This window comes from Luteimonas arsenica (assembly GCF_004352825.1).
Lineage (GTDB): Bacteria > Pseudomonadota > Gammaproteobacteria > Xanthomonadales > Xanthomonadaceae > Luteimonas > Luteimonas arsenica.
Genome location: NZ_SJRW01000001.1, coordinates 1,231,469 through 1,256,779 on the forward strand (window position 1 = coordinate 1,231,469; position 25,311 = coordinate 1,256,779).

Consider the following 25,311-nt stretch of genomic DNA (forward strand, 5'->3'; position numbering starts at 1 on the left):
ACGTCCGCACGCCGAGCCCGAGCCGCTTCCCGATGCCCCGCCGCTTCCGCCTGATGCTGGCCGCGATGGTCGCGTCGATCGCCGCCTGGGGCGCCCCGGCCGCCGCCGAGCCCGGCGTGCTGGTCCTCGGCCGCATCAGCGACGACCCCGCCGCGCACTACGGCCAGCTCAAGCAGCTGCTCGACTACGTCGTGCCGCGCATGTCCGATGTCGGCATCCGCGAGGGCAGGGTGCTGATGGCCCGCGACAGCAAGCAGATGGAGAGTTACCTCCGTCGCGGCCGCGTGGACTGGGTCACCGAGACCTCGGCCAGCGCGATGGCGCTGGAGGCGCGCGCCGGGGCCAGGCCGCTGCTGCTGACCGAACGCAGTGGGGTGGGCGCCTACCACACGGTGTTCATTGCCCGCCGCGACCGCGGGATCGACAGCCTCGAGGACCTGCGCGGGCACAGCATCGCCTTCCAGAACCCGGCCTCGACCAGCGCCTATTTCGTCCCGGCGATGACCCTGATCGGCCGCGGGCTCGACATGGAGATCCTGCTGTCGCCCTTCGACCGCCCGGCCGAAGGTTCGGTGGGCTATCTGTTCGCGCGCTCGGAGCTCAACGTCTCCACCTGGGTGCACAAGGGCCTGGTCGATGCCGGCGCCTTCAGCAACCTCGACTGGGACAGCGTCCAGCGGATGCCCGAGAGCTACCGCCAGGACCTGATGGTGTTCCACGTCACCGACGAGTACCCGCGCGCCCTCGAGATGGTGCGCGGCGACCTGGATCCGGCGGTCGCCGCGCGACTGCGCGAGGTCCTGGCCGACGCCGCCAACGACCCGGCGGCCAGCGAGGCCCTGCAGCGATTCTTCGGCACCACGCGCTTCCTGCCCGTCAATGCCGACACCCGGCGTTCGCTCGACGTACTGCGCGACGGCGTCCTGCGCGTTGGCACGGTGATCGAATGATCGGCGGCGGCAACGGACTCTACACCCGCTTCCTGGCCGCGCTGGCGTTGTCGGTGCTGGCGGTGCTGGCGGTGGTGGCGGTGGTGCTGCACCGCCAGGAAGTGATGCGCAGCGAGGTCCTTGACCTCGGCAAGCAGTCCATGCACGCGCTGGCCTTCGACCGCCTGGCCGAACGCTCGGAGGCGGCCGCGGTCGAGCTCGCCGGTGGCCTGGTCAATCCCCTGTACTACTTCGACCTCGACGAGATCGGCGTCCTCCTGCGCGCCGCGCTGCGGCAGCCCGACGTCGCCTATGCCGTGGTCTACGACAACGACGGCGCGGTGATCCACGACGGCTCCCGCGACATCCGCACCTATGGCCAGGTGATGGACGACCCGATGGCCTTCGAGGTCGTCACCGCGCGCGCGCCGCACGTGCAGGTGAGCGACGCGGTGCTGGACGTGGCGGTGCCGCTGTACATCGGCGAAGTCCGCCTGGGCGGGCTGCGGATGGGCTATTCGCTGGCCTCGGTGACCGATGACGAACGGCGCGCGGCCGCCAGCATGGGCGGCAGGCTCGAGGTCATCGGCCAGCGCCACGCCGGCTGGATCGTGGCGCTGATGGCCGGCTTGGTGCTGCTGGCGGTGGGCCTGGGCGTGCTGGTGCAGCGTGCCCTGGTGCGTCCGGTGCGCCAGTTGGCCGACGCCGCCCGCGAGATCGAGGCCGGCAACTTCATCGCAGAGCTCCCCGACAGCCAGCGCCGGGACGAGGTCGGCGACCTGATGCGTGCCTTCGGCCGCATGCGCGAGAGCATCGCCCGCCACGACCGCGACATGCGGCGCATGGCCTATACCGATTCGCTCACCGGCCTGGCCAACCGTCTGGCCTTCCGCGAGGCGCTGGACCGCAGGCTGATGGAGCTGCACGGCGCCGGGCGCCAGCTGGCGCTGCTGTTCGCCGACATCGACGACTTCAAGCGGGTCAACGACACCCTTGGCCACGACGCCGGCGACGAGGTCCTGGTGCAGTTCGCCAACCGGATCCGCGAGACCGTGGACCGGCTGGGCGGCGAGGGCGCGGTGCTGGCGCGCTTCGGCGGCGACGAGTTCGTGATCCTGGCGGAATCCCCGTACAGCGGCGACGGCATCCGCGACGAGGCCGGCCACTTGGCCGAGACCCTGGTCGCCGAGCTCAACCGGCCGATCGTGGTCGGCGGGCGCCAGGTGTTCCTGGGCACCTCCATCGGCGTCACCGTGTTCCCCGACGATGCCGTCAGCGCCGCCATGCTGATGAAGAACGGCGACATCGCCATGTACCAGGCGAAGGTGGCCGGCAAGAACTGCCACCGCTTCTACAGCCGGGCCATGGACCAGGCGGTGGAGCGCAGGGTGCGCATGGAGCAGGACCTGCGCGGCGCCTGGGAGCGCGGCGAGCTCAGTCTGGCCTACCAGCCGGTGTACCGGCTCGAGGACCGGCGCCTGGCGGGCGCCGAGGCCCTGCTGCGCTGGCAGCACCCCGAGCAGGGTGCGATCGCGCCTTCGGTGTTCATCGATGTCGCCGAGCAGAGCGGGCTGATCGAGACCCTGGGCCCGCAGGTGCTGCGCGCGGCCTGCGAGGACGCCATGCAGTGGCGCCGCGACTTCCCCGGCAGCGACCTGTTCGTCTCGGTCAACGTCTCGCCGCGGCAACTGCGCAGCGGCGACCTGGCCGCGCTGGTCGACCAGATGCTGGCCCAGACCGGGCTGCCCGCCGAGGGCCTGCACATCGAGCTGACCGAAACCGCGGTGATCGGCGACGAGGTGCGGGTGAGCAGCCTGCTCGCACGGCTGCGCGACGCCGGGGTCAAGGTCTGGCTCGACGATTTCGGCACCGGCTTCTCCGGCCTGAGCCACCTGCGCCGGGTGCCGGTGGACGGCGTCAAGATCGACCGCAGCTTCGTCGCCGACGTGCTGCGCGATCCCGACGACCTGGCGCTGACCACGGCGATCATCGCGATGGCGCACTCGCTTGGCATCACCGTGGTCGCAGAGGGCGTGGAGAAGGAAGGGCAGTACGACGTGCTGCGCGAACGCGGCTGCGACCTGGCCCAGGGTTACTGGCTCGGCCATCCCATGACCGGGCACGATTTCCGCGGCCTGCTGTCCTGAGCCACGGGCCTGTCGTCCGGGCTGCAGCGCGTAGTCAGAACAGCCGGGCGGCCCATTCCGCCGCCAGCGTCGCAAGCGTGCCGCCGGTGACGCCCAGAACCGCGACCGCCACGGTGCCCGCGATCCAGGCGAACACCATCAGCAGGCCGTCGCGCTCCACCAGGGCCAGCGCGGCCACCAGCAGCAACAGGCCCAGCGGGTAGTTGGTGAACGGGATCGGCAGCGCGAGCAGGATCCCGAGCAGCACCAGCAGCAGGCCGGTGAACGCGCGGGCGAGCGGGTGGTCGATCATCGCCGGCAGGCGCGGCCTGACCACGCGCTCCAGGCGCAGCAGCCAGGGCGAGACACGATGTTCGAAGCGGGCCAGCGTCCCGCGCTTCGGGCCGCGTCCGGAAATCATCCGCGGCAGCCAGGGCCGGCGCATGAACACCAGCAGCTGCAGCCCGATCAGGCTCACCAGCGGGCCGCTGAGCGCCCCGGCCACGCCCGGGATCGGCAGGAAGGCGGGCAGGGTGGCGATGAACAGCAGCATCCCGAACAGGCTGCCGCCGAGGCCCTCGATGACCGAGCCGAGGGTGACGACTTCCCCCTCCGGCCCCGCGGCCAGCGCGGCGAGCACCGCGCGCGCACTCGCCGCGGGCGGCTTCCGGTGGTGCTCAGTCATCGCCGGCAGGCTCGGCGTCGATCCGCTGCAGCAGCAGCTTGTCGATGCGCGGCCCGTCGAGGTCGACCACTTCGATCCGCCAGCCGGCCCATTCGAAGTGCTCGCCAACGCCGGGGATGCGTCCGAAGTGGGCGATGGTCATGCCGGCGGCGGTGTTGTAATCGCGGTCGTCGCCATCGGGCAGCGGCTTGCCGTCGAGCAGTTCGCGCAGCGAGTCGGCGTTGAGGCCGCCGTCGACCAGCAGCGAGCCGTCATCGCGCTCGACCACCAGCGGATGGGCGTCGGCGCCCTCGCCGCTGGAGGTGCGGCCGATCACCGCCTCGAGCACGTCGTTGACGCTGATGATGCCGGTCACGTCGCCGTATTCGTCGACCACGAGGGCCAGCGACTGCTGCTCCTCGCGCAGGATCTCGACCAGCTTCAGCGCGGGCGTGGATTCGGACACGAACAGCGGCTCGCGCAGGTGTTCGAACAGGTCGAACTGGCCGGCCTGCAGGCGGTCGATCAGCGACTTGACCTCGAGGATGCCGACCACCTCGGCATCGCTGCCGCGGTACACCGGATAGCGCGAGAACGGGGTCTCGCGCATCGTGGCCAGGTTCTCTTCCAGGCTTTCGGCGGCATCGAGCCAGGCGATGCGGGTGCGCGGCGTCATCAGGCTTTCCGCGTCGCGGTCGCCCAGCGCCAGCACGCGGTTCATCATGTTGCGCTCGTCGGCGTCGATCACGCCCTGCTCGTGGCTTTCGCTCACCAGCAGGCGGATCTCTTCTTCGGTGACGTGCGCGGCCTCGGTGTCGCCCAGGCGCATCAGCTTCAGCAGCCCGCGCACCGACGCGCTCAGCAGCCACACCGCGGGGGTGGCGGCACGCGACAGCCCGTGCATCGGCAGGGCGACCAGGCTCGCCAGGCGTTCCGGCGCCAGCAGCGCCAGGCGCTTGGGGACCAGCTCGCCGAAGACGATGGTGAAGTAGGTGATCAGGCCGACCGCCACCACCTTGCCGATGGTGCCGGCGTAGGCGCCGGCCACCGGCAGCCGCAGCTCGACCCAGGCCGCGATCAGGGTGCCCAGCGCGTCGCCGACCAGCATGCCCGACAGGATGCCGACCAGGGTGATGCCCACCTGCACGGTGGACAGGAAGCGCTCGGGGTGTTCGGCCAGCTCCAGCGCCTTGCGCGCGCTGCGCTGGTCGGCCGCCATCTGCTTCAGCCGGGGCTTGCGCGAGGTGACGACGGACATCTCCGACAGCGCGAAGAAGGCGTTGCAGGCGATCAGGAGGAAGATGATCAGCAGCAGCTCGATCATCGCCGGGGTCTCCCGGTGGCCTGGTCGTGCCTCGATCCGGGGGTGGAGCGGGCGATCCCGCAGGTGCGGGAGGGCGGTCTAGGGTCGTCTTCCATGGGGGTCCGGGGCCAGGTGCGCGGGGCGCACGGCGGGATCATAGCAGGCCCGGGCGGGGCCCCCGGCGGCGAAAAGGGTGGGCGTGCCGTCATCTTGCCGTCATAATTCCGCAGCCCGCGAGCCCGGGCAGACCCCTGGATCCCGCGAAGAGGCGACGCGCCCATGTTTTCCCTGCAGACCATGTTCGGCCAAGGCAAGCAGTTCTACACGCTGCTCGAGGAGGCCGCCCAGGCCGCGCTGGACGCCGCCACCGCGCTCCACCAGATGCTGCGCGAGGCCGACCGCCAGCCGGCGCTGGACGCCTTCAAGCTGGCCCGCCTGCGTGAGCGCGAGGCCTCGGACAAGATCAGCCAGGCCCTGGTCGACAGCTTCATCACGCCCATCGAGCGCGAGGACATCGAGGCCCTGGGTTCGGCGCTGTACAAGATTCCCAAGCAGATCGAGAAGTTCGCCGACCGCTATTCGCTGGCCACCCGCCACCTCGAGCACATCGACTTCGCGCCGCGCGCGGCGATGCTTGAGCAGGCCGCGGGCGTGGTGGTGAAGATGGTCAAGCAGCTGCGCCAGCTGAAGCTGGAGCCGATGAAGGCGCTCAACGACGAACTGCGCTCGATCGAGAACGAGGCCGACCGCCTGATGCTCGAGCTCTACCGCGACATCTACTCCGGCCGGCTCGACGCCCAGCAGATGTTCCTGCTCAAGGAGTTCTTCGAGATCCTCGAGAAGGCCATCGACCGCTGCCGCGAGGCCGGCGTGGTGGCCTACGAAATCGTGCTCAAGAACAGCTGAGGCCGGCGCCATGCTCACCCTGGTGCTGGTCGTGATCCTGGTCGCGCTGACCTTCGAGTACATCAACGGCTTCCACGACACCGCCAACTCGATCGCGACCGTGGTCGCGACCAAGGTGCTGTCGCCGATGCAGGCGGTGGGCCTGGCCGCGGGCATGAACCTGATCGGTGCCCTGGCCGGCACCGCCGTGGCCAAGACGATTGCTTCGGGCCTGATCGACGCCGGCGTGGTCGAGGTCGGTTCGCAGCTGATCCTGTGCGCGCTGCTGGGCGGCATCACCTGGAACCTGATCACCTGGTGGTTCGGCCTGCCATCCTCGTCCTCGCATGCCCTGATCGGCGGCCTGATCGGCGCGGCGCTGGCGGCGACCTCCAACAACTGGGACGCCATCATCTGGTCGGAGCCGGCCGAGCCGGTCTACCGCAGCGCCGGCGTGTTGTGGAAGGTGATCGTGCCGATGGTCAGTTCACCGCTGCTGGGCTTCGCGGCGGGCTTCCTGATGATGGGCGTGCTGTTCTTCGTGATCTCGATGATGGCGCGCAGCGGCGGCCTGCTCGCGCGCATCGCGCGGCCGCGCTGGGTCAACGGCTTCTTCGGCAAGGCACAGATCGTCAGCGCCGCGGGCATGGGCTTCGCCCACGGCATGAACGATGCACAGAAGACCATGGGCATCATCGCGCTGGCGCTGGTGAGCGCGCAGTCCGCGGGCACGCTGGACTCGCTGCCGGGCTGGCTGGCCTTCCTGCATCCCTCCGAGGGCGCCCTGGCCGAAGGCGACATCGACACCTGGATCAAGATCACCTGCGCCCTGGTGATGGCCGCCGGCACCGCCGCCGGCGGCTGGCGCATCATCAAGACGCTCGGCCACAAGCTGGTGAAGCTGCATCCGATCCACGGCTTCGCGGCCGAGACCAGCGCGGCCTCGGTGATTCTGGCGGCCTCGTCGCTGGGCATCCCGGTGTCGACCACCCACAACATCTCGTCGGCGATCATGGGCGTGGGCACGGCCAAGCGCCTCAATGCCATCAAGTGGACCGTGGTCGAGAAGATGATCGGCGCCTGGGTGCTGACCATTCCGATGTCGGGCGCGATCGCCTACGGTCTGTACCGGCTGCTGGGTTCCCTGGGCCTGCTCTGAGCCCGAAGCGGCGTCTGCCGGGCTACAGCAGGTCGCCGTCGGCGCTGAGCATGCGCTCCAGGCGGTCGCCCATGCCGCCGATCTCCAGCACCAGGCGGCCGACCTCGGCGGCGTCCAGGCCGTCGTAGGGGCGGTTCTCGCACAGCTGCAGGTAGGGCACGTCGTCGAGCCGGCCGATCGCGAGGTAGCCCACGCGGCTGTCCCAGTTGAAGGCCAGGGCGCGGCGCGCGTCGATGCCGGTGATCGGGGCCACCGCGGTGCTCACGCGGAGATAGCCGCGACCGTCGTCGTCCTGGAGTTCGGAGAGGAAGATCGACTGGTGGCGGCGGCCGTTGTCGAGGCTGAGCTCGACGCCGACCACGAAGGCCTCGTTGACCGTGGTCCGGAAGCCGTTGGAGGCCAGGTGGCGGCGGACCTGCTCGAAGTTCTGCATGGCGGCACCCGCGGTGCGGACGTGTGGCTATCCTAGCGCAATGCCGACACCCCCAGATCCGGCCGCGCGCATCCTCGCCGCCGTCCGCGCGATCCCCCGCGGGGAGGTCGCCGGCTATGGCGAAGTGGCGCGCCGCGCCGGCCTGCCCGGACGGGCACGCTGGGTGGCGCGGCTGCTGGCCGCGAGCGACGATCCGCGCATGCCCTGGCACCGGGTGCTGCGCAGCGACGGGCGGATCGCGTTCCCGCCGGAGTCCGAGGCTTGGCGGGAGCAGGCCGCGCGCCTGCGTGCCGAGGGCGTGGAGGTGGTGGAAGGGCGGGTGCACGTGGCGCGGGCGCAGCGCGGGGCGGATGCGCTGGACGCCGAGGTCTGGGGGCCGGACTGATGGCAGTCGCGGGCCGGCGGCCGCGTTGCAACCGTTATCATTGGCCCCGTTCGCGCAAGGACCCCGGATGCTGACCAATCTCCCGCCCGTCACCAAGGCGTTGCTGATCGCCAATGCCGTCGTGTTCCTGTTGCAGGCGCTGCTGCCGAGCGCGGTATTCGCGCCGCTGATGCTGTGGCCGCTGGGCATCGACGCGCATGTCCGAGCACTGGGCCTGCCGGGCTTCATGCCCTGGCAGCTGCTCAGCTACGGCTTCCTGCATGGCGATCTCGCGCACCTGCTGTTCAACATGCTGGCGCTGGTGATGTTCGGTGCCCAGCTTGAATACACCTGGGGCCAGAAGCGCTTCCTGACCTACTTCCTGGTCTGCGTGGCTGGCGCCGGCCTCTGCCAGCTGGGCGTAGCGAGCTGGTCGGTTGCGCAGGGCGGAATGCCGTACCCGACCGTGGGTGCCTCGGGCGGCGTGTACGGCCTGCTTCTGGCCTACGGCATGCTGTTCCCGCACCAGCGGGTGATGCTGCTGATTCCGCCGATCCCGATGAAGGCGCGCACGCTGGTGATCGTGTTCGGCGTGATCACGCTGTTCATGGGGCTCACCGGGAGGCAGGCGAACGTGGCCCACTTCGCCCACCTGGGCGGCATGCTGTTCGGCTGGCTGATGATCCGGCACTGGCGCGGGCAGGGGCCGTTCGGCCGCCGCCCGCGCGCGCGCCGCTTCTGATCAGCGCCAGATGCCGATGCGCTCCTCGTCCTTGCGGAACATGGCATTGCCGGCCTTGCAGCCGTAGACCTCGCTGAAAGCGGGGAGGTTGGCCAGCGGACCGTTCGTGCGCCACTGGCCGGGGGCCTGCAGGGCGGTGCCGGCGCGCTGCTCGGCCACGGCCGGGGACAGCTGTTCGCTCCACAGGCTGGCCCAGGCGGCGAAGAACGCCTCCCGGCCTTCCTTCGACGCCTCGGGCTGGGCCTGGGCGAAGGCGTCCCAGGCGATCTCGACCGCGGCCAGGTCCGCGGCGTTCTCCTCGCGGGTCAGGCTGCCGTTGAGCTTGCGCCCCGCGATGCCCGGGTAGTCGTAGCCGCCGTACTGCGCGGACAGGGCGTTGAGGCGGTCGGTCCATGCGGCATCGGCGACCGGGGTCCACCAGTCGCGGATGCTCCCGTCGGCCGCCACGTGGCGGCCCTTGCCGTCGACGGCGTGGCTGAGCTCGTGCGCGACCAGGGCGCCGAAGCTGCCGTAGTGGGCGGCGCCGTCGCGGCTCAGGTCCAGCACCGGGGCCTGCAGCACCGCAGCCGAGACCAGCAGGCGGTTGTGGGCGGCGTCGTAGGCCAGCGCCGGCTCCTGCGGCTGCAGCGGCCAGCGGCGCTGGGCGTTGCCGCGGCCGATGCGCTTCATCTCCTCGCGGCGCTGCCAGGTGGAGGCGATCAGCATGTTGCCGCCGAAGCTGCCGCGGCCCATCGGCTGCACGGTGTAGTCGATGTCGCGCACCGGTGCGCCGACTTCGATCTTGAGCGCGCGGAGCTTGGCCAGCGCCTCGGCGCGGGTGGCGTCGTCCATCCAGGCGGCGCGCTCGACCGCGCGCAGCATGGCGTCGCGGACCTCGCCGGCGATGGTTTCGGCGCGGCTGCGGTTGGCCTCGGGCAGGTAGCGGCCGACATATTCGCGCGCGACCATCTGTCCGGCGGCGCTGTTGATGGCGTGCAGCACCAGCTGCTCGCGCGGCGGCTGCGCGGCCTCGCCGCGCAGCACCTGGCCGCGGAAGCCGAAGGCCGCGTCGCGGAAGCCCTTCGACAGGTAGGGCGCCATCGCGTCGCCGACCTGGAAGCGGAGGTAGGTCTTCCACTGCGCCGGCTTGAGCGAACCGACCAGGCCGTCCAGGGTGGCGAACAGTTCGGGGTTGGCGATCGAGACGCTGTCGTCGCTCACGCCCTGGGCGGCGAGGAAGTCGCCAAGCTGCAGGCGCTTGTAGCTCTTGCCGAGGTCGGCGGTGGGGACGAGCGCATAGTTGCGCCGCGGGTCGCGCAGGTCGGCGATCGGGCGCGAGGCACGGGCGATGCGGGTCTCGAGGTCGATCACCAGCTGCGATTCGGCCTCGAGGTCGGCCTCGGCGGTGCCGGTCAGGGCCAGGATGCTGCGGACGTAGTTGTTGTACAGGCCGAGCAGGGCGCGCGAGTCGGCGTCCTCGCGGGTGTAGTAGGCCGGGTCGGGCAGGCCGGTGCCGCCCTGGGCGAAGTAGCCGATGTGGCGGTCGAGGTCGGCCAGGTCGAGGTCGGCGCTGAAGTTGAACAGCACCGGGATGCCGACCTGGTGCAGCGCGGCGATCGCCGGCGGGATGTCCTTCGCGCGCCTGATGCCGTTGATGCGGTCGAGCAGGGGCGCGATCGGATTGGCGCCGTCGGCCTCGACCGCGGCCTCGTCCAGGCCGCTGGCCCAGAAGTCGCCGAGCAGCTTCTGCACGTTGCCCTGGGGCGCGTTCATCGAGGTCGACAGCAGTTCGCGCTGCTGCTCGAGCGCGCGCGCCCGGAGTTCGCCAAGGGCGGAGAGCGCCCCGGCCTCGGGCACCGGATTGGCCGCCAGCCAGTCCTTGTTGGCGAAGGCGAAGTAGTCGCCGCAGGCGGTCGGCCCGGCCGGAGCGCGCGCGGCGGCGCGGCGCTGGGCGTCGGCGTCGGGGGCCGCCACGGCGAAGGCGAGGCTGGCGGTGAGCGCGAGGACGAGGGGGCTGTGCTTGGGCATCGTGGAATCCGGCGAAATGACCGCGGAAGTCTAGCAAGCGGGCAGGCCTTCGGAGGCGATGCCTGGCCAGGGATGCTGAACGGTGATGTGCGTCGCAGACGAAAAAGGCCCGGCATTGGCCGGGCCTTCCTCGTCGAGCCGACGCTGGCGCTTACCAGATCACGACCTTGGCATCGTCCCCGCGCACCATCGCGTCGCCGGAGGCGCACTGGAACGCGGCGGCGAAGGCCGGCAGGTTCGACGGCGCGCCGATCGCGCGGAAGTTCGCCGGCGCGTGCGGATCGGTGGCGATGCGCACCTTCAGCTCCTCGTCGGTGAAGTTGCGGCGCCACACCGTCGCCCAGTTGGCGAAGAAGCGCTGGTCGCGGGTCAGGCCCTCGACCATCGGGTCCTCGCTGCCTTCGGTGGCCTTCTTCATCGCGTCGTAGGCCGTGGCCAGGCCGCCGAGGTCGGCGATGTTCTCGCCCAGCGTCAGCTTGCCGTTGACGTGCAGGCCCGGAGCGGCCTCGTACGCGTTGAACTGGGCGATGAGCTTGTCGGTGCGGCCCAGGAAGCCCTTGGCGTCGGCCTCGGTCCACCAGTTGTGGAACTTGCCGGTGGCGTCGAAGCGGCTGCCCTGGTCGTCGTAGCCGTGGGTCATCTCGTGGCCGATCACCGCGCCGATGCCGCCGTAGTTGAGCGGGTCGTCGGCGTTGGCGTCGAAGAACGGCGGCTGCAGGATCGCGGCGGGGAACACGATCTCGTTCTGCAGCGGGTTGTAGTAGGCGTTGACCATCTGCGGCGGCATCGCCCACTCGGTCTTGTCGACCGGCTTGCCGACCTTGGACAGGCTCCACTTGTAGTTGAACTCGTTGGCGGCCAGCACGTTGCCCAGGTAGCTGTCGCGCGAGGTCGCCAGGCCCGACCAGTCGCGCCACTTGTCCGGGTAGCCGATCTTGGGCGTGAAGCTGGCCCACTTTTCCATCGCCTTGGCCTTGGTCTCGTCGGACATCCAGTCGAGGTTCTCGATGCGGACCTTGAGCGCCTCGCTCAGGTTCGCCACCAGGGTCTCCATGCGCTCCTTGGACTCGGGCGAGAAGGCGACATCGACGTACATCTGGCCCAAGGCTTCGCCTGTCTGGCGGGTGATGGTGTCGAGCACGCGCTTGCCGCGCTCCTTCATCTCCTTCTGGCCGCGCAGGGTGGCGGAGTAGAAGTTGAAGTTCTCCTCGGCGAAGGCGTCGGCAAGGTACGGCGCGGCGCCGTCGACGGTGTGGAAGCGCAGGTAGGACTGCCAGGTGGCCGGGGCCACGTCGGCGATCATGGCGCTGACTTCGGCGTGGAAGTCGGGAATCGCCAGCGAGAACTTCTCCGGCACTGCCAGGCCCTGGGATTCGAAGAATTTCGTCCACGGGAAGTTCGGCGCCAGCGCATCGGCGTCGGCCGGGCTGACCGGGTTGTAGTACAGGCTGACGTCGCGCGACATTTCCTCGCTCGACTTCGACACCTTGGCCAGGCGGGTCTCGAACGCGACCACGTCGGCGGCCTGGGTCGCGGCCTCGGCGGCCGGCACGCCGGACAGCTCCAGCACCTTGGCGACGTGCGCCTGGTAGGCCTCGAGCTTGTCCTTCTTGTCGGCGTCGAAGTAATAGGTCTTGTCGGGCAGGCCCAGGCCGGCCTGGACGGCGTAGCCGATGTTCATGGACGAATCCATGAAGTCCGCCTCCGGCCCGAAGCCGAACACGGTGAACTGGCCCTTGGCGGCACTGGTGCGCAGGTAGTCGGCGATCTTCTCCGGGGCGTCGAGCGCGGCGATGGCGGCCAGCTCCGGCTCCAGCGGCGCGATGCCCTGGGCATTGATGGCCTCGGCGTCGAGGCCGGTGGCCCAGATGTCGCCGACGATCTTCTCCACGCCGGTGGCGCCCTCGATCGCCGCGGCCTGCTCGGCCAGCTGGCGCTGGATGGCCTGCGAGCGCTCGTCGAGCATCTCGAACGCGCCCCAGGAGGTGCGGTCGCCCGGCACCGGGTTGGCGGCCAGCCAGGTGCCGTTGACGTAGGCGCCGAAGTCGGTGCAGGCGTTGCCGTTGGCGTCGAAGTCGCTGGCCTGGAAGCGGTTGACGTCAGGCAGCTTTGATTCGTCCAGGGTGTAGGCGGGCGCGTCCGGGGCGGCGGCGCCCGCGTTGGCGTCGGCCGCCGGGGCGGCGTCGCGCTGGCAGCCGGCGAGGGCGGTGGCGACCGCCAGCGACAGCAGCAGGAACCTGGGTGCGTGCTTGGAAAGGTGACTCATGCGAACTCCGCCCCCGAGGGGCCTGGTCAAAGGGGAACGGCCGCCCCTGCGGGCGGGCCGGGCGTCGAATTTACGCCTGTGGCGGGCCAACGGGGGGTGTTGAAGGTCATAGGCGGGGCGGGGCGCCCGGGACATCCGCATCCCCGGGGGTGTCCGCGGCGGGCTCCCCGTCGTCGGCACCGATCACCTTCGCCTGCCGCCGCGGCCGCACCAGCGGGGTCGGCTGCGGGCCCGTGGTGTTGTTGCGCATCATCCCCGCGCCGGCGCCGATGCCTTCGGACCGCTCCAGCTCGAAGCGCTCGATTTCCAGCTTGCGCACCTCAGCGGTGACCCGCGCGGCTTCCTCGGGGTCGACATCGAGCTCGCGCAGCGCGGCCTCGCCGAACTGCAGGGCGGCGGCGAAGGTCTCCCGGATGGCGACATCCACCCCCGCCGCGACCAGGCCCAGCTTGTGCGCGCGGTCGTAGGCGCGCACCAGCAGCCGCGCCTGCGGGAATGCCGACTGCGCCAGTTCCACGATGCGGTCGGCCGCGACGCGGTCGTCGACGCAGACCGCGATCGCGCGCGCGCTGCCGGCGCCCGAGGCGTGCAGCACGTCGAGCCGGGTGCCGTCGCCGTAGTAGACCTTGAAGCCGAAGCGGGCCGCGCTGGCGATCATCTCGACATCGCTGTCGATGATGGTGACGTCGACGTCGCGCGCCAGCAGCGACTGGCTGACGACCTGGCCGAAGCGGCCGAATCCGATCATCAGCACGCTGCCCGACTGCCCCGAGGCCGGCTCCACGCCGTCCGGCACCGGTTCGCTGTCGCGGCGCCTGGCGCGCCGGGTCGCGATCGCGGCCAGGGGCGTGAGCGCCATCGACAGCACCACCACCGCGGTCATGGCGTTGTTGATCTCGCCCGGAAGCACGCCGGCGGCCTGCGCGGCGGAATACAGCACGAAGGCGAACTCGCCGCCCTGGGCCATCAGCACCGCGCGGTCCACGGCATCGATGTGGCCGGTGCGCAGCACGCGCGCCACGGCATAGATGCACAGCGCCTTGGCGAGCATCATCAGCGGTACCGCCATCAGCACGAAGCGCCAGTCGGCGGCGACCACCGCCAGGTCCAGCGACATGCCCACGGCAAGGAAGAACAGGCCGAGGAGCAGGCCGCGGAAGGGCTCGATGTCGGCCTCGATCTGGTGCCGGAACGTGGATTCGGACAGCAGCACGCCGGCGATGAAGGCGCCCATCGCCATCGACAGCCCGCCCATCTCCATCAGCAGCGCCGCACCCAGTACGACCAGCAGGGCTGCGGCGGTCATCACCTCGCGCGCCCGCGCCGCGGCCAGCAGCCGGAACAGGGGGTTGAGCAGGAACAGGCCCGCGGCCACCAGCGCCGCCAGCGAGCCGGCGGCGATCGCGACCGACAGCAGCCGTGAGCCGCCGGCGTCTCCGGCCTGCGCCGGGGCCATGAACGCCACCAGGGCCAGCAGCGGCACGATCAGCAGGTCCTCGAACAGCAGGATCGAGACCATCTTCTGGCCGCGCGGCATGGCGATGTCGCCGCGCTCGGCCAGCATCTGCATCACGATCGCGGTGGAGGTGAGCACGAAGCCGAAGGCGGCGATGAAGGCCACCGGCGGCGTCAGGCCCAGCAGCAGCCCGCAGCCGGTCAGCACCAGGCCGCAGGCGCCGATCTGCAGCGGCCCCAGGCCGAAGATCTGCCGCCGCAGCGCCCACAGGTGCGAGGGCCGCATCTCCATGCCGACCACGAACAGGAACAGCACCACGCCCAGTTCGGCGACGTGGAGGATCGCCTCGGGACGCGCGAACAGGGCGAAGCCGAAGGGGCCGATGACCACGCCCGCGGCCAGGTAGCCGAGCACCGAGCCCAGGCCCAGGCGCCGGAAGAGGGGAACTGCGACCACCGCCGCGGCCAGCAGGACGACGACGTGGAACAGTTGCGAGGTGTCGGGTTCAGCCATGTTCCCGTATCATGCACCGGTTCGCGCACGGCAGCCCGTTATCCGGTCATTGCCCCGCCGCGGCCGCCCCTGGCGCCCCGGCCCTTTAACTCCCGCACGCCTCTCGTCGCGCAGACACGGCCCGGAACCTCCGGCAGCCGTCAAATCCATTGCCCGCCGCGCGGATCACGGAAAGCGCCGGGCAAGCCGCGAACCAGGAGTTCCAACCCATGTCCGAAACCCGGACCTTCGAGAGCCTCGGGCTCTCGTCCGCGCTGCTGCGCGCGCTCGATTCGAGCGGCTACACCGTTCCCACCCCGATCCAGGCCCAGGCCATCCCCATGGTGCTCGACGGCCAGGACCTGCTCGGCGCCGCCCAGACCGGCACCGGCAAGACCGCCGCCTTCGGCCTGCCGATGCTGCAGCGGCTGTCCAAGGAGACCCCGCCCAAGGGCCCGCGCAAGCCGCGCGCCCTGGTGCTGGTGCCGACCCGCGAGCTGGCGGTGCAGGTCGCCGACAGCCTCAAGGAGTACGGCCGCCACCTGCGCATGAACGTCACCACCATCTTCGGTGGCGCCGGCATGCAGCCGCAGATCGAGAACCTGCGTCGCGGCGTCGACATCCTGGTCGCCTGCCCGGGCCGCCTGCTCGACCACATGGACGCCGGCCACGCCAAGCTCGACGCGGTCGAGGTGCTGGTGCTGGACGAAGCCGACCGCATGCTCGACATGGGCTTCCTGCCGCAGATGAAGCGGATCCTGGCGCGGGTGCCGAAGGAGCGGCAGACCCTGCTGTTCTCGGCCACCTTCGAGGACCGCATCAAGGCGCTGGCGATCGAGCACATGCGCAAGCCGCGCCTGGTCGAGGTCGCCGCGCAGAACACCATCGCCGAGACCATCGTGCACCGGGCGCACCCGGTCGATGCCGCCAGCAAGCGCGACCTGCTGGTCGACATCCTGTCCGCGCGCCACGCCGACCAGGTGCTGGTGTTCGGCAAGACCAAGCACGGCTGCAACCGCCTGGCCGAGCAGCTGGACAAGTCCGGGCTGCCGGCCGTCGCCATCCACGGCAACAAGAGCCAGGCGCAGCGGCAGAAGGCGCTGGACGCGTTCAAGGCCGGGCGCGCCCGGATCCTGGTCGCCACCGACGTCGCCGCCCGTGGTCTCGACATTCCCAACCTGCCGCTGGTGATCAACCACGACCTGCCGATGGTGGCCGAGGACTACATCCACCGCATCGGCCGCACCGGCCGCGCGGGGGCCAGCGGCGAGGCGCTGTCGCTGGTGTCGCCGGAAGAGGGCGCGCTGCTCAACCAGATCCAGAAGATGCTCAAGGGCGAGATCCGCATGGACGTGGTGGCCGGCTACGAGCCGAGCCGCCCGATCCGCCTGGACGCGCCGATGCCGCCGCAGGGCGGTCGCGGCCAGCGCCCGGCGGGCCAGCGTGCCGGCGGCCAGCGCCGCGGCGCGCCGCAGGCCAGCGGCGACCAGGCCGCCGGTGAGCGGCGTCCGTCGCGGGCACCGGGCAAGCCGGGGCACCGCCAGGGCGGGCACGGCAAGGCCCAGCCGCCGGCGGCGCACGCGCATGCCGGCCCCAAGGCGCCGGGTGGACGCGGTCGTGGCGGTCGCGGCCGCGGTGGCCGCCGGGGTGGTGGTTCGAGCGCCTGAGGGCGCTCAGTCCGCGCCGAGGTCGCGGACCAGCCGGAAGCCGACGTCGTCATAGCCGCGTTCGGCTTCGCGGCCGGCCGGCGCGGCGGATTCGTCGCGCCAGCTGGCGCCGCTGGCGACCCGCTGCGTGCAGCTGCCGCTGCAGTCGATGTTCCATTCCGAGACGTTGCGTGCGCTGCTGGCCGCGGGCAGACGCGACCACTCCGATGAGGTGGCCAGCCGATAACCGAGGCCATCGGCCTGGCCCCGCCACCGCGCATACGCGCTGGCGTCTTCCCAAGACACGCAGACCGCCGGGTCGCCGCCCTTCTGCTCGAAGCCCGGGTTGCGCCAGTTCCGCGGCGCGACCACGCGCAGCAGCGATGCACGCTCGCGGCAGCGCGCAGGCGGGCGTGCCGTGGCGTCGGCGAACGCCGCGTATTCGTCGCGGCTGACCGGGCGGCGCATCGCGCCCAGGCGGATGCCGCCCTGCTGCACCAGGACCATGTCGATGCCGTCGCCACCCAGGCGCTCGCCGGGGAGGGGGATCGCGCGGGCCTGGGTTTCCAGCCGGGCGATCGTGGTTGCGCCCAGGCCCATCCTGCGCGCGGCCTCCACTGCGTCCAGGGCCATGGCGCGATCGTAGTTGCCTGCGGCTCGCGCGACCCCGGCCGCGACCGCCTTGCCCATGCGATCCCTGAAGTCCCGCAGCGCCGGCCCGTCGGCGCGTGAGGTGCGCGACGCCAGCTGGGTGGCCTGCATCAGCGCCGTGCGCGCGGCATCGGGGTTGCCCGAGGCGAAGTCGCGCTCGGCCTTGGCCGCGAGCCCGGCGATCAGGGCGTCGATGGCCGGCCCGAGGCGCAGGTGCCCGGCATCCGCCTGCCAGGCGTTGAGCAGGCTGGTGTAGGCGTTGTCGCCGGCGGGCGCGATCAATCGGCCGGCGCGCAGCTGGCGCTCTGCTGCGACCAGCCAGCGCTCGGCGTCCGAGGCCGGGGCAGCGCGGAGCAGGGCATCGTCGGGACTGATCGGGGGCTTGGCCAGGGCCCCTGTCGTCGCGCCCGCCATGCCTTCCGGGGTGGCCGCAGTGCCGGCGCTGGCGGTGCCGGTGGCGCCCTCCGCGCGGTAGAACGCCGGTGCCGCGTCGCGCTGCTCCAGCCAGGTGCCGGCGACCACCGCTGCGATCGCCACCGTGCCGGCGCCGATCCAGGCCCGTGCCGGCAGCGCGCGCAGGCGGTCGCCGAGGTCGTCCAGCATGCCGCGGACGCCGCGGCGACCCTGCGTCGGGATGCGGTCCAGGGCGTCCAGCATCTGCGCGGCATCACTGAAGCGCCGCCCGGCCGACTTGGCCAGCGCGCGATCGATGAAGGGCTGCCAGTGGCGGAGGCTCCGCGGCAGGCGCGGGATCGGGTCCTGCACGTGCATCACCGCCATCGACAGCGCGTCGGCGGCGTTGTAGGGCAGGGTGCCGACCAGCATCTCCCAGGCCAGCACGCCGACGCTGTAGAGGTCGGCGCGCGCGTCCACGCCTTCGCCGCGGGCCTGCTCGGGCGGCATGTAGGCGGTGCTGCCCACGGCCAGGCCGGCGGTGGTCACGCGCGAGCCGTAGCCGCGACGCAGCGCGATGCCGAAGTCGGCCAGCAGCGGGCGGCCGCTGTCGTCGAAGAGCACATTCTCGGCCTTGACGTCGCGGTGCACGATGCCGCGCGAATGCGCGTACTGCAGCGCCGAGAGCAGGCCGCGCAGGATCGCGCGCGCGGCGTACTCGTTGCCGCGCAGGTCGCGCTGGCCGAGGTGGCCGCGGGCGAGGTAGGGCATGGAGTAGTAGGGCAGGCCGTCGCGTGTGCGGCCGACGTCGTGGATGCCGACGATGTTCGGGTGGTCGAGGCGGGCCACGGTGCGGGCCTCGTTCTCGAAGCGGCGACGGCTGACTTCGTCGCCCAGGGCCTCGGGCAGCATGACCTTGATCGCGACCTCGCGGCCCAGCGACAGCTGCTCGCCCAGGTAGATGGTCGACATGCCCCCGGCGCCGACCACGCGCGTGATTCGGTAGCCGGAGATCTCCGGCAACGGCTGGTCGTCGCGGTGCGGCTGGTGCTGCGTCATCCCGGGCCCCCCTCAGGCGCTGTCGAGGATAGCCCTGCGGCGCGACGATGGGATGAACGGTGTTGCGACGGCGGTCACGAGCCAGGCTTCCGGTCGCGGCTGGCCGGCTTGCGGCGCACGTAGACCTGCTTGCGCACGGCCGCGACCACGTCGCCCTCATCGTCGACGACGTCGGTATCGAACCAGTGCAGGTACTTGGCGCCGCCGTCGGTGGCCGCGCGCATGGCCTCGAGCACGTCCTCGCCCAGGTCGAAGTCCGCGCGCACGGTGCCGCGGCCGGGCTTGAGGAAGCGGATCTCGGCGGCCTGGTCCCAGACGAAGTAGTCGCGGCCGAGCGAGCGCATGGCCAACAGCATCCAGAACGGATCGGTCATCGCGAACAGGCTGCCGCCGAAGTGGGTACCGACGTAGTTGCGGTTGTACCAGCGCTGGCGAAGCTCCACGCGGGCGTGGCGGAAATCTTCGTCCATCCGGGTGATGCGGATGCCGGCGAACAGGAACGGCGGCCACAGGTTCATGCCGCGGCACAGGGTCGAGGCGCGCACGGCTCAGGAGAGCAGCAGGGAGGACATCTGCCGCCGGAAGCGGGACACCAGGGCGGCATCGTCGATCACCCGGAACGCTTCGATCAGGGCCTTGCGCGGCAGGCCGTCTTCGAAGCCGCGGTCGCGGCGCAGCATCTCCATGAACTGCTCCAACGCGGCCTCGTGCCGGCCCTCGACCATGTGCCGGGCACCGAGCAGGTGGCGGGCGCGCAGGTCGCCCGGGTCGGCGGCGATCGCGGCTTCGAGCGCCGCGGCCTGCGGTGCGTCGCCGAGCAGGGCGGCGAAGCCGAGCGCGGCGCGGGCGCGCAGCGCGCGGTCGTCGGTGGCGAGGTTGGCGGGCAGGGCGTCAAGCAGGCGGGAGGCCTCGTCGGTGGCGCCGGTGGCAAGCAGGGCCACGGCGAGGTCGAGCTTGAGGCCGTCGTTGTCCGGCGCGGCCTCGGCTTCACCGCGCAGGCGCTGGACCTCGGCGTGCGGGTCGGCGGGCGCGGCTTCGGCTTCGGGCTCTTCCGGCGCGGCTTCCGCCGGCACGATCCCGTGGCCGGCGAGGAACTCGCGCAGCTGGCCCTCGGGCAGGGCACCGGGGAAGCCGTCCACGGGCTGCCCGCCCTTGACCAGGATGATGGTCGGGATCGAGCGGATCTGGAATGCGCCGGCCAGCTGCTGCTCGCGGTCGACGTCGATCTTCGCCAGCACAAAGGCGCCGTTGTATTCGGCGGCCAGCTTTTCCAGGATCGGGCCCACCGTCTTGCATGGGCCGCACCATTCGGCCCAGAAGTCGATCAGCACCGGGACCTGCAGCGAACGTTCGAGGACTTCGGCCTCGAAATTGTCGGCGGTGGCGTCGAAGGCGTGTGGTTTGGCTGGCGTGGGGGACATGGTTCGATCCGTTCTGCGGTCAACCCGAGATTGTGCCAGTGCTTGCCGTTTGCAAGCCGTGGGGGCGAGGATGCCGGTTTTGCCGGGAACTGCGTGCATGGCGGGATCGACGGTCGGCTGGTCGACAGCTGCGATGCGCATCGCAGGCCTTGCCGCGGGCGCGTGCTTCGTGCTGGCGCTGGCGGGTTTCGGCGCCGCGCTCGAAGGCTACGACCATGCGGCCTGGCCGGTCGCCCTGCTGGGCGCGGCCGGGGTGCCGCGGGCGACCGCGTTCAACCTGCTGGGCTTCGTGCTGCCGGGGCTGCTGGCGGCGTCGGTCGCGGTGGCGCGTCGCGGCGGATTGCCGGCGACGGCGGGCCTGCCTGCGCGCCTGGGCTGGATGCTCGCGATGCTCGCCGCGCTGGCCTTCGCGGCGCAGGGTCTGCTGCCGCTCGATGCCGCCGGCCCGGATGCCGGCCGCGGCCGGCTGCATGGCGTCGCCTGGGGACTGTGGGGGATCGCCTTCGTCGCGGCCGTGGTGGCGCTGTCGGCGGCGGCGCTGGGTGCGCGCCGGCCGTGGCTGGCGCTGGGACACCTCGGCGCTGGCGCACTGGTGTTCCTGCCGGGCTGGCTGGCCGTCGGCGGGCTGCCCGCACCGCTGGCGCAGCGCATCGCGTGTCTCACGTGGTTCGCGTGGGTGGCCTGGGCCGGCTGGCGCGGCAGGGAACGGGCTGCCGGCTGAGTCCGCGCCTGCATGCTCAGCCGGTGCCGGCATCGATCACGCGATTGCGTCCTTCCGCCTTTGCCCGGTACAGCGCCGCGTCGGCGACCTCGAACAGGAGCTCCGGGGTCACGCCGTCGCGCGGGAAGGCGGCGACGCCGATCGACAGGGTCACCGGTCCGAGCGTGCGTCCGTTATGTTCGATGGTGCTCTGCGACACGGCCCGGCGTATGGCCGCCGCGCGCGCCACCGCGCTTTCCGCGCCGGCCTCGGGCATCACGATGGTGAACTCCTCGCCGCCGTAGCGGCAGGCGAGGTCCTCCACCCGCACCAGCGATGCGATGCTGCGGCCGACATGGGCGAGCACGGCATCGCCGGCGCTGTGGCCGTGGCTGTCGTTGAAGGCCTTGAAGTGGTCCACATCCAGTACCAGCAGGGCCAGCGGCAGGCGCTTGCGTTCGCAGCGCAGGGTTTCGCGCCGCAGGCTCTCCTCGAAGTAGCGGCGGTTGAACAGGCCGGTCAGCGGGTCGCGCAGCGACTGCTGGCGCAGCGTCTCGCGCAGCCGGAGGTTGGCGATGGCGATCGCCAGCTGCTCGCCCAGCAGTTCGATGATGGCGGCATCGTTGTCATCCTCGCCGCCGCCGGCGGGGCCGCTGGCGTGGAGCATGCCCAGGGTCTCGCCGTGGGCGGTCAGCGGAACGCAGAGGGTCGAGACGCCCGACATCGAGGCGCCGTGGTCGAGGTGGGCGCAGCGCACGTTGCCGGCTCCGCCGCTGAGGTGGTGCGGCTGGCCGCGGCGCAGCGCCCAGCAGTCGTCGGGCGGCATGGCATCGCTGCTGGCGATCGCGGGCTGGCCGAAGGCGGCCCTGCTTTCCAGGAAGTCGCGGGACGCGCGGGACAGGTAGCATTGCCCGCCCAGGTGCGGCAACAGCCGCTCGAAGGTCGCGGAAGTGAGCTCCATCGCTTCGTCGAGGTTCTGCGCGCTCTGCAGCATGCCGGTGTATTCGCTGAGCGCCCAGCGCTGCGCCGACAGCCGCTCGGTCAGGGCCTGGGAGCGCTGAAGGCCCTCGAGCGCCGCGCGGGTCTCGCGCTCGAGCCTCCGGTTGCGGCTGTTCTCGCGCGAGAGGCTGCTCAGAAGCGCCCACAGCGTCGCCAGCGACACCCCGAGGCTCAGCAGGATGAAGGACAACAACGCCGCGGCGTTGCGCGTGTTCACCGAGCGGCGCTGGGCGAGCAGGTCGAGCTCCTCCGCGCGCATTTCCTCGCAGAGCTGGTTGAAACGGTGCATGAGGTCCACGAGATCGGCTGCGCGCATGGCCCCCATCGCGGCGGCGGCCCCCTCCCGTTCCTGCAGGTCCAGGAGTTCCTGCATCCGCGCGACCTGTCGCGAGGACTGCTCATGGATCGCGCGTGCGCGCTCGTACTGGCTGGGGTTGTCACGGGTCGCTTCCGCCAGGTCGCGCGCGGCGCGCACGGCCTCCGGAGCCACGCGCTCGAATTCGCCGCGGAGCGCCCTGTGCGAAGTCAGGCGGTAGCCGCGCCCTGCCGCCTGGGCCGCGGTCAGCGTGGCACGGGCGGCTTCGATGCGCTCCAGCACGCGATAGCTCTGCTCCACGCGCTCGTTGCTGCCGGCCAGCAGGCGCACGCCGAAAACCGTCGCCGCGCCCACCCCGACGAGCAGGAGGAGCGCCAGGATCGAGAAGACCCTGCGGTAGGGACGCAGGCGTGACGGGTTCGACATCGGTGGGGCGGGATCGGGAAGTCGTAACCATTTATTATATGGCCGGACATGTGGTGGCCGCGTGGCGGCGGCGCGCGCCACGCGGTAGGCTTGTCGGCCCCTCGTTTTCGCGGCCTTCCGACGTGTCCGACCCCAGCGCAGCCCCCGAGCAGACCTCCTATCGACCCTCCGCCGTCGAGCGCACGGCCCAGGGCTACTGGGAGCAGTCGCGGGCCTGGGAAGTCACCGAGGATCCTGGCCGGCCGAAGTTCTTCTGCCTGTCGATGCTGCCGTACCCCTCCGGGGCGCTGCACATGGGGCATGTGCGCAATTACACGATCGGCGACGTGATCAGCCGCCACAAGCGCATGACCGGCCACAACGTGCTGCAGCCCATGGGCTGGGATGCCTTCGGCCTGCCGGCCGAGAACGCGGCGATCAAGAACCGCACCGCGCCGGCCAAGTGGACGTACGCGAACATCGACCACATGCGCGGCCAGCTGAAGATGCTGGGCTACGCCATCGACTGGTCACGCGAGTTCGCCACCTGCAGCCCGGACTACTACGTCCACGAACAGCGCATGTTCACCCGGCTGATGAAGAAGGGCCTGGCCTACCGCCGCAACGCGGTGGTGAACTGGGACCCGATCGACCAGACCGTGCTCGCCAACGAGCAGGTGATCGACGGCCGCGGCTGGCGCTCGGGCGCGCTGGTGGAGAAGCGCGAGATCCCGCAGTGGTTCCTGCGCATCACCGGTTACGCCCAGGAGCTGCTCGACGGCCTCGATACGCTCGATGGCTGGCCCGATCCGGTCAAGACCATGCAGCGCAACTGGATAGGCCGCAGCGAAGGCCTGGAGATCCAGTTCCGCGTCGACGGCGAGGACGCGCCGCTGTCGGTCTACACCACGCGCCCGGACACGCTCATGGGCGTGACCTTCATCTCCATCGCCGCCGAGCATCCGCTGGCGCTGAAGGCCGCGCAGGAGAACCTGAAGCTCGCCGCCTTCATCGACGAGCTGCGCAAGGGCGGCGTCTCCGAGGCCGAACTCGAGACCCAGGAAAAGCGCGGCATGGCCACCGGCCTGTGGGCGATCCATCCGGTCACCGGCGAGGACGTGCCCGTCTACGTCGCCAACTTCGTGCTGATGGGCTATGGCACCGGCGCGGTGATGGCGGTGCCGGCGCACGACCAGCGCGACTGGGAGTTCGCCAAGGCCTACGGCCTGCCGGTACGCCCGGTGATCGTGCCGCCGGCGGTGCGCGACGCATTGAACGAGGTGATCGGCGACGTCGCGCACGACGCCGATCCCTTCCAGGCCGCGCTGGCCGGCGGCAGCGTCGACGCCTACGACATGTCGGCCGCGGTGGCGGTGGTCCGTGACTACCTCGACGGCATCGAGCAGAGCGGCGCGTATACCGAGCGCGGCTACCTGATCAATTCCGGTGAATACAACGGCCTGGACTTCGACGCCGCGTTCGACGCCCTGGCCAAGCGCTTCGAGGCCGAGGGCAGCGGCAGCCGCAAGGTCAACTTCCGCCTGCGCGACTGGGGCGTGAGCCGCCAGCGCTACTGGGGCTGCCCGATCCCGGTGATCTACTGCCCGGCCTGCGGCGCGGTGCCGGTGCCCGAGGAGCAACTGCCGGTGCTGCTGCCCGAGGACGTGGCCGACGCCTTTGCTTCGGGCGTGGTGCAGTCGCCGATCAAGGCCGACCCCGAGTGGCGCAAGACGACCTGCCCCGATTGCGGTGGCGCCGCCGAGCGCGAGACCGACACCTTCGACACCTTCATGGAGTCGAGCTGGTACTACGCGCGCTACACCTCGCCGGGCGCGGCCGACATGGTCGACGGACGCGCGAAGTACTGGACGCCGGTGGACCAGTACATCGGCGGCATCGAGCACGCGATCCTGCACCTGCTGTATTTCCGCTTCTACCACAAGCTCCTGCGCGACGAAGGCCTGGTGGACAGCGACGAGCCGGCGGTGAACCTGCTCACGCAGGGCATGGTGGTCGCCGACACCTACTACCGCGAGGACAACAAGGGCGCGAAGGAGTGGTTCAACCCGGCCGAGGTTGAGGTCGAGCGCGACGAGCGCGGCCGCGTCACCGGCGCGCGCCTGGCGTCCGACGGCCAGCCGGTGCACGTGGGCGGCACCGAGAAGATGTCGAAGTCGAAGAACAACGGGGTCGACCCGCAGGCCATGGTCGATCGCTACGGCGCCGACACCGTGCGCCTGTTCTCGATGTTCGCCTCGCCGCCGACGTTGTCGCTGGAGTGGAACGAGGCCGGCGTGGAGGGCATGGCGCGCTTCCTGCGTCGCTTCTGGCGCCTGGTCCATGACCACGCCGCGGCCGGCCCCGCCCCCGGCACGGTTCCGGCCACGCTGACCCCGGAGCAGAAGACCCTCCGTCGCCACCTCCACGAGACCATCCAGAAGGTCAACGACGACTACGGCCGCCGCCACAGCTTCAACACCGCGATCGCCGCGCTGATGGAACTGCTCAACAACGTCGCGAAGTTCGATGACGCCAGTGACACCGGCCGTGCCGTGCGCCACGAGGCGCTGGAAGCGATGGTGCTGATGCTCAACCCGGTCACCCCGCACGCCTGCCACGCGCTGTGGCAATTGCTGGGCCATGCCGAACAGGTGGTGGACGACGTGCCGTTCCCGATTGCCGATCCCGCCGCCCTGGTCCGCGACGCGGTGACGCTGGCGGTGCAGGTCAACGGCAAGCTGCGCGGCACGATCGAGGTCGCAGCGGATGCCGCGCGCGAGGCCATCGAGGCCCAGGCGCTGGCCGAGCCCGGCGTCGCTCGCGCGCTCGAAGGGCTCACTGTGCGCAAGGTGATCGTGGTGCCAGGCAAGATCGTGAACGTGGTTGCCGGCTGAG

At 71.1% G+C, this 25,311-nt stretch carries 19 protein-coding genes; 9 read left to right on the forward strand and 10 right to left on the reverse strand.

Annotated features, from left to right (window positions below; translation table 11 throughout):
• The first annotated feature begins 32 nt into the window (after window positions 1-32).
• Complete coding sequence (locus tag E2170_RS05615; protein ID WP_132999607.1) at window positions 33-950, forward strand: phosphate/phosphite/phosphonate ABC transporter substrate-binding protein; 918 nt, start codon at window positions 33-35, stop codon at window positions 948-950.
• On the forward strand, window positions 947-3,076 hold the full coding sequence (locus E2170_RS05620; protein WP_132999608.1) for a putative bifunctional diguanylate cyclase/phosphodiesterase: 2,130 nt from the start codon (window positions 947-949) through the stop codon (window positions 3,074-3,076). The genes E2170_RS05615 and E2170_RS05620 overlap by 4 nt, the downstream gene beginning before the upstream one ends.
• 34 nt (window positions 3,077-3,110) lie before the next feature.
• On the opposite strand, the gene E2170_RS05625 is transcribed toward E2170_RS05620, so the two are convergent.
• Together E2170_RS05625 and E2170_RS05630 are read right to left on the reverse strand one after the other, a co-directional pair.
• Window positions 3,111-3,740: an exopolysaccharide biosynthesis protein gene (locus E2170_RS05625; RefSeq protein WP_132999609.1), complete on the reverse strand. Its 630-nt coding sequence runs from the start codon at window positions 3,738-3,740 to the stop codon at window positions 3,111-3,113.
• Window positions 3,733-5,043 carry a hemolysin family protein gene (locus E2170_RS05630; RefSeq protein ID WP_132999610.1) on the reverse strand — a complete coding sequence of 437 codons (1,311 nt, stop codon included), beginning with the start codon at window positions 5,041-5,043 and terminating at the stop codon, window positions 3,733-3,735. The genes E2170_RS05625 and E2170_RS05630 overlap by 8 nt, the downstream gene beginning before the upstream one ends.
• A gap of 258 nt (window positions 5,044-5,301) precedes the next feature.
• On the opposite strand from E2170_RS05630, the gene E2170_RS05635 reads away from it, so the two are divergent.
• On the forward strand, window positions 5,302-5,928 hold the full coding sequence (locus E2170_RS05635) for a DUF47 domain-containing protein (RefSeq protein WP_132999611.1): 627 nt from the start codon (window positions 5,302-5,304) through the stop codon (window positions 5,926-5,928).
• 10 nt (window positions 5,929-5,938) lie between these two features.
• The gene (locus E2170_RS05640; protein ID WP_132999612.1) at window positions 5,939-7,066 is read left to right on the forward strand and encodes an inorganic phosphate transporter; all 1,128 of its coding nucleotides are present in this window, start codon (window positions 5,939-5,941) and stop codon (window positions 7,064-7,066) included.
• 22 nt (window positions 7,067-7,088) lie between these two features.
• Here the strand turns inward: E2170_RS05640 and E2170_RS05645 are convergent, their stop codons facing one another.
• A complete protein-coding gene (locus E2170_RS05645) occupies window positions 7,089-7,499 on the reverse strand; it encodes a hypothetical protein (protein ID WP_132999613.1) in 411 nt (136 codons plus the stop codon).
• Between the two features lie 40 nt (window positions 7,500-7,539).
• Here E2170_RS05645 and E2170_RS05650 point away from each other — a divergent pair, with 40 nt between their 5' ends.
• Both E2170_RS05650 and E2170_RS05655 read left to right on the forward strand, forming a co-directional pair.
• Complete coding sequence (locus E2170_RS05650) at window positions 7,540-7,884, forward strand: MGMT family protein (protein WP_132999614.1); 345 nt, start codon at window positions 7,540-7,542, stop codon at window positions 7,882-7,884.
• Between the two features lie 67 nt (window positions 7,885-7,951).
• Complete coding sequence (locus E2170_RS05655; RefSeq protein ID WP_132999615.1) at window positions 7,952-8,605, forward strand: rhomboid family intramembrane serine protease; 654 nt, start codon at window positions 7,952-7,954, stop codon at window positions 8,603-8,605.
• Here E2170_RS05655 and E2170_RS05660 read toward each other — a convergent pair whose 3' ends face one another.
• The 3 genes from E2170_RS05660 to E2170_RS05670 all read right to left on the reverse strand — a co-directional run bounded on the left by E2170_RS05660 (window position 8,606) and on the right by E2170_RS05670 (window position 14,847).
• Window positions 8,606-10,612 (reverse strand): M13 family metallopeptidase, encoded by a 2,007-nt coding sequence (locus tag E2170_RS05660; protein ID WP_132999616.1) that lies wholly within the window; start codon window positions 10,610-10,612, stop codon window positions 8,606-8,608.
• Window positions 10,613-10,763: 151 nt separating this feature from the next.
• Window positions 10,764-12,845, reverse strand: coding sequence for a M13 family metallopeptidase (locus E2170_RS05665; protein ID WP_207914945.1), 2,082 nt, complete (start codon window positions 12,843-12,845; stop codon window positions 10,764-10,766).
• A gap of 139 nt (window positions 12,846-12,984) precedes the next feature.
• Window positions 12,985-14,847, reverse strand: a complete 1,863-nt coding sequence (locus tag E2170_RS05670) for a monovalent cation:proton antiporter-2 (CPA2) family protein (protein ID WP_132999618.1) — start codon at window positions 14,845-14,847, stop codon at window positions 12,985-12,987.
• A 209-nt stretch (window positions 14,848-15,056) separates the two neighbouring features.
• Between E2170_RS05670 and E2170_RS05675 the strand changes: the two genes are divergently transcribed.
• On the forward strand, window positions 15,057-16,493 hold the full coding sequence (locus tag E2170_RS05675; RefSeq protein WP_132999619.1) for a DEAD/DEAH box helicase: 1,437 nt from the start codon (window positions 15,057-15,059) through the stop codon (window positions 16,491-16,493).
• Window positions 16,494-16,499: 6 nt separating this feature from the next.
• Here the strand turns inward: E2170_RS05675 and E2170_RS05680 are convergent, their stop codons facing one another.
• The 3 genes from E2170_RS05680 to trxA form a co-directional block, all read right to left on the reverse strand.
• Entirely contained in the window at window positions 16,500-18,575 is a 2,076-nt protein-coding gene (locus E2170_RS05680) for a bifunctional serine/threonine-protein kinase/formylglycine-generating enzyme family protein (protein ID WP_132999620.1), read from the reverse strand.
• A gap of 74 nt (window positions 18,576-18,649) precedes the next feature.
• The gene (locus E2170_RS05685) at window positions 18,650-19,120 is read right to left on the reverse strand and encodes a DUF4442 domain-containing protein (protein ID WP_165942169.1); all 471 of its coding nucleotides are present in this window, start codon (window positions 19,118-19,120) and stop codon (window positions 18,650-18,652) included.
• Between the two features lie 3 nt (window positions 19,121-19,123).
• Window positions 19,124-19,996, reverse strand: a complete 873-nt coding sequence (trxA, locus tag E2170_RS05690) for a thioredoxin (protein ID WP_132999622.1) — start codon at window positions 19,994-19,996, stop codon at window positions 19,124-19,126.
• Window positions 19,997-20,093: 97 nt separating this feature from the next.
• Between trxA and E2170_RS05695 the strand changes: the two genes are divergently transcribed.
• Entirely contained in the window at window positions 20,094-20,717 is a 624-nt protein-coding gene (locus E2170_RS05695; protein ID WP_243708064.1) for a DUF998 domain-containing protein, read from the forward strand.
• Window positions 20,718-20,733: 16 nt separating this feature from the next.
• Here E2170_RS05695 and E2170_RS05700 read toward each other — a convergent pair whose 3' ends face one another.
• On the reverse strand, window positions 20,734-22,437 hold the full coding sequence (locus E2170_RS05700; protein ID WP_132999623.1) for a sensor domain-containing diguanylate cyclase: 1,704 nt from the start codon (window positions 22,435-22,437) through the stop codon (window positions 20,734-20,736).
• 122 nt (window positions 22,438-22,559) lie between these two features.
• Between E2170_RS05700 and leuS the strand changes: the two genes are divergently transcribed.
• Window positions 22,560-25,310: a leucine--tRNA ligase gene (gene leuS, locus E2170_RS05705; protein WP_243708065.1), complete on the forward strand. Its 2,751-nt coding sequence runs from the start codon at window positions 22,560-22,562 to the stop codon at window positions 25,308-25,310.
• Window position 25,311 lies beyond the last annotated feature (1 nt).

What these genes read in the sequence shown, in the direction of transcription:
- E2170_RS05670 (WP_132999618.1), bottom strand. Translation starts at nt 14,847, where the DNA reads ATGGCTGAACCCGACACCTCGCAACTGTTCCACGTCGTCGTCCTGCTG.
- E2170_RS05680 (WP_132999620.1), bottom strand. Translation starts at nt 18,575, where the DNA reads ATGACGCAGCACCAGCCGCACCGCGACGACCAGCCGTTGCCGGAGATC.
- E2170_RS05650 (WP_132999614.1), top strand. Translation starts at nt 7,540, where the DNA reads ATGCCGACACCCCCAGATCCGGCCGCGCGCATCCTCGCCGCCGTCCGC.
- E2170_RS05695 (WP_243708064.1), top strand. Translation starts at nt 20,094, where the DNA reads ATGGCGGGATCGACGGTCGGCTGGTCGACAGCTGCGATGCGCATCGCA.
- E2170_RS05700 (WP_132999623.1), bottom strand. Translation starts at nt 22,437, where the DNA reads ATGTCGAACCCGTCACGCCTGCGTCCCTACCGCAGGGTCTTCTCGATC.
- E2170_RS05625 (WP_132999609.1), bottom strand. Translation starts at nt 3,740, where the DNA reads ATGACTGAGCACCACCGGAAGCCGCCCGCGGCGAGTGCGCGCGCGGTG.
- E2170_RS05675 (WP_132999619.1), top strand. Translation starts at nt 15,057, where the DNA reads ATGTCCGAAACCCGGACCTTCGAGAGCCTCGGGCTCTCGTCCGCGCTG.
- E2170_RS05655 (WP_132999615.1), top strand. Translation starts at nt 7,952, where the DNA reads ATGCTGACCAATCTCCCGCCCGTCACCAAGGCGTTGCTGATCGCCAAT.
- E2170_RS05660 (WP_132999616.1), bottom strand. Translation starts at nt 10,612, where the DNA reads ATGCCCAAGCACAGCCCCCTCGTCCTCGCGCTCACCGCCAGCCTCGCC.
- E2170_RS05640 (WP_132999612.1), top strand. Translation starts at nt 5,939, where the DNA reads ATGCTCACCCTGGTGCTGGTCGTGATCCTGGTCGCGCTGACCTTCGAG.
- E2170_RS05620 (WP_132999608.1), top strand. Translation starts at nt 947, where the DNA reads ATGATCGGCGGCGGCAACGGACTCTACACCCGCTTCCTGGCCGCGCTG.
- E2170_RS05615 (WP_132999607.1), top strand. Translation starts at nt 33, where the DNA reads ATGCCCCGCCGCTTCCGCCTGATGCTGGCCGCGATGGTCGCGTCGATC.
- trxA (WP_132999622.1), bottom strand. Translation starts at nt 19,996, where the DNA reads ATGTCCCCCACGCCAGCCAAACCACACGCCTTCGACGCCACCGCCGAC.
- E2170_RS05630 (WP_132999610.1), bottom strand. Translation starts at nt 5,043, where the DNA reads ATGATCGAGCTGCTGCTGATCATCTTCCTCCTGATCGCCTGCAACGCC.
- E2170_RS05645 (WP_132999613.1), bottom strand. Translation starts at nt 7,499, where the DNA reads ATGCAGAACTTCGAGCAGGTCCGCCGCCACCTGGCCTCCAACGGCTTC.
- E2170_RS05635 (WP_132999611.1), top strand. Translation starts at nt 5,302, where the DNA reads ATGTTTTCCCTGCAGACCATGTTCGGCCAAGGCAAGCAGTTCTACACG.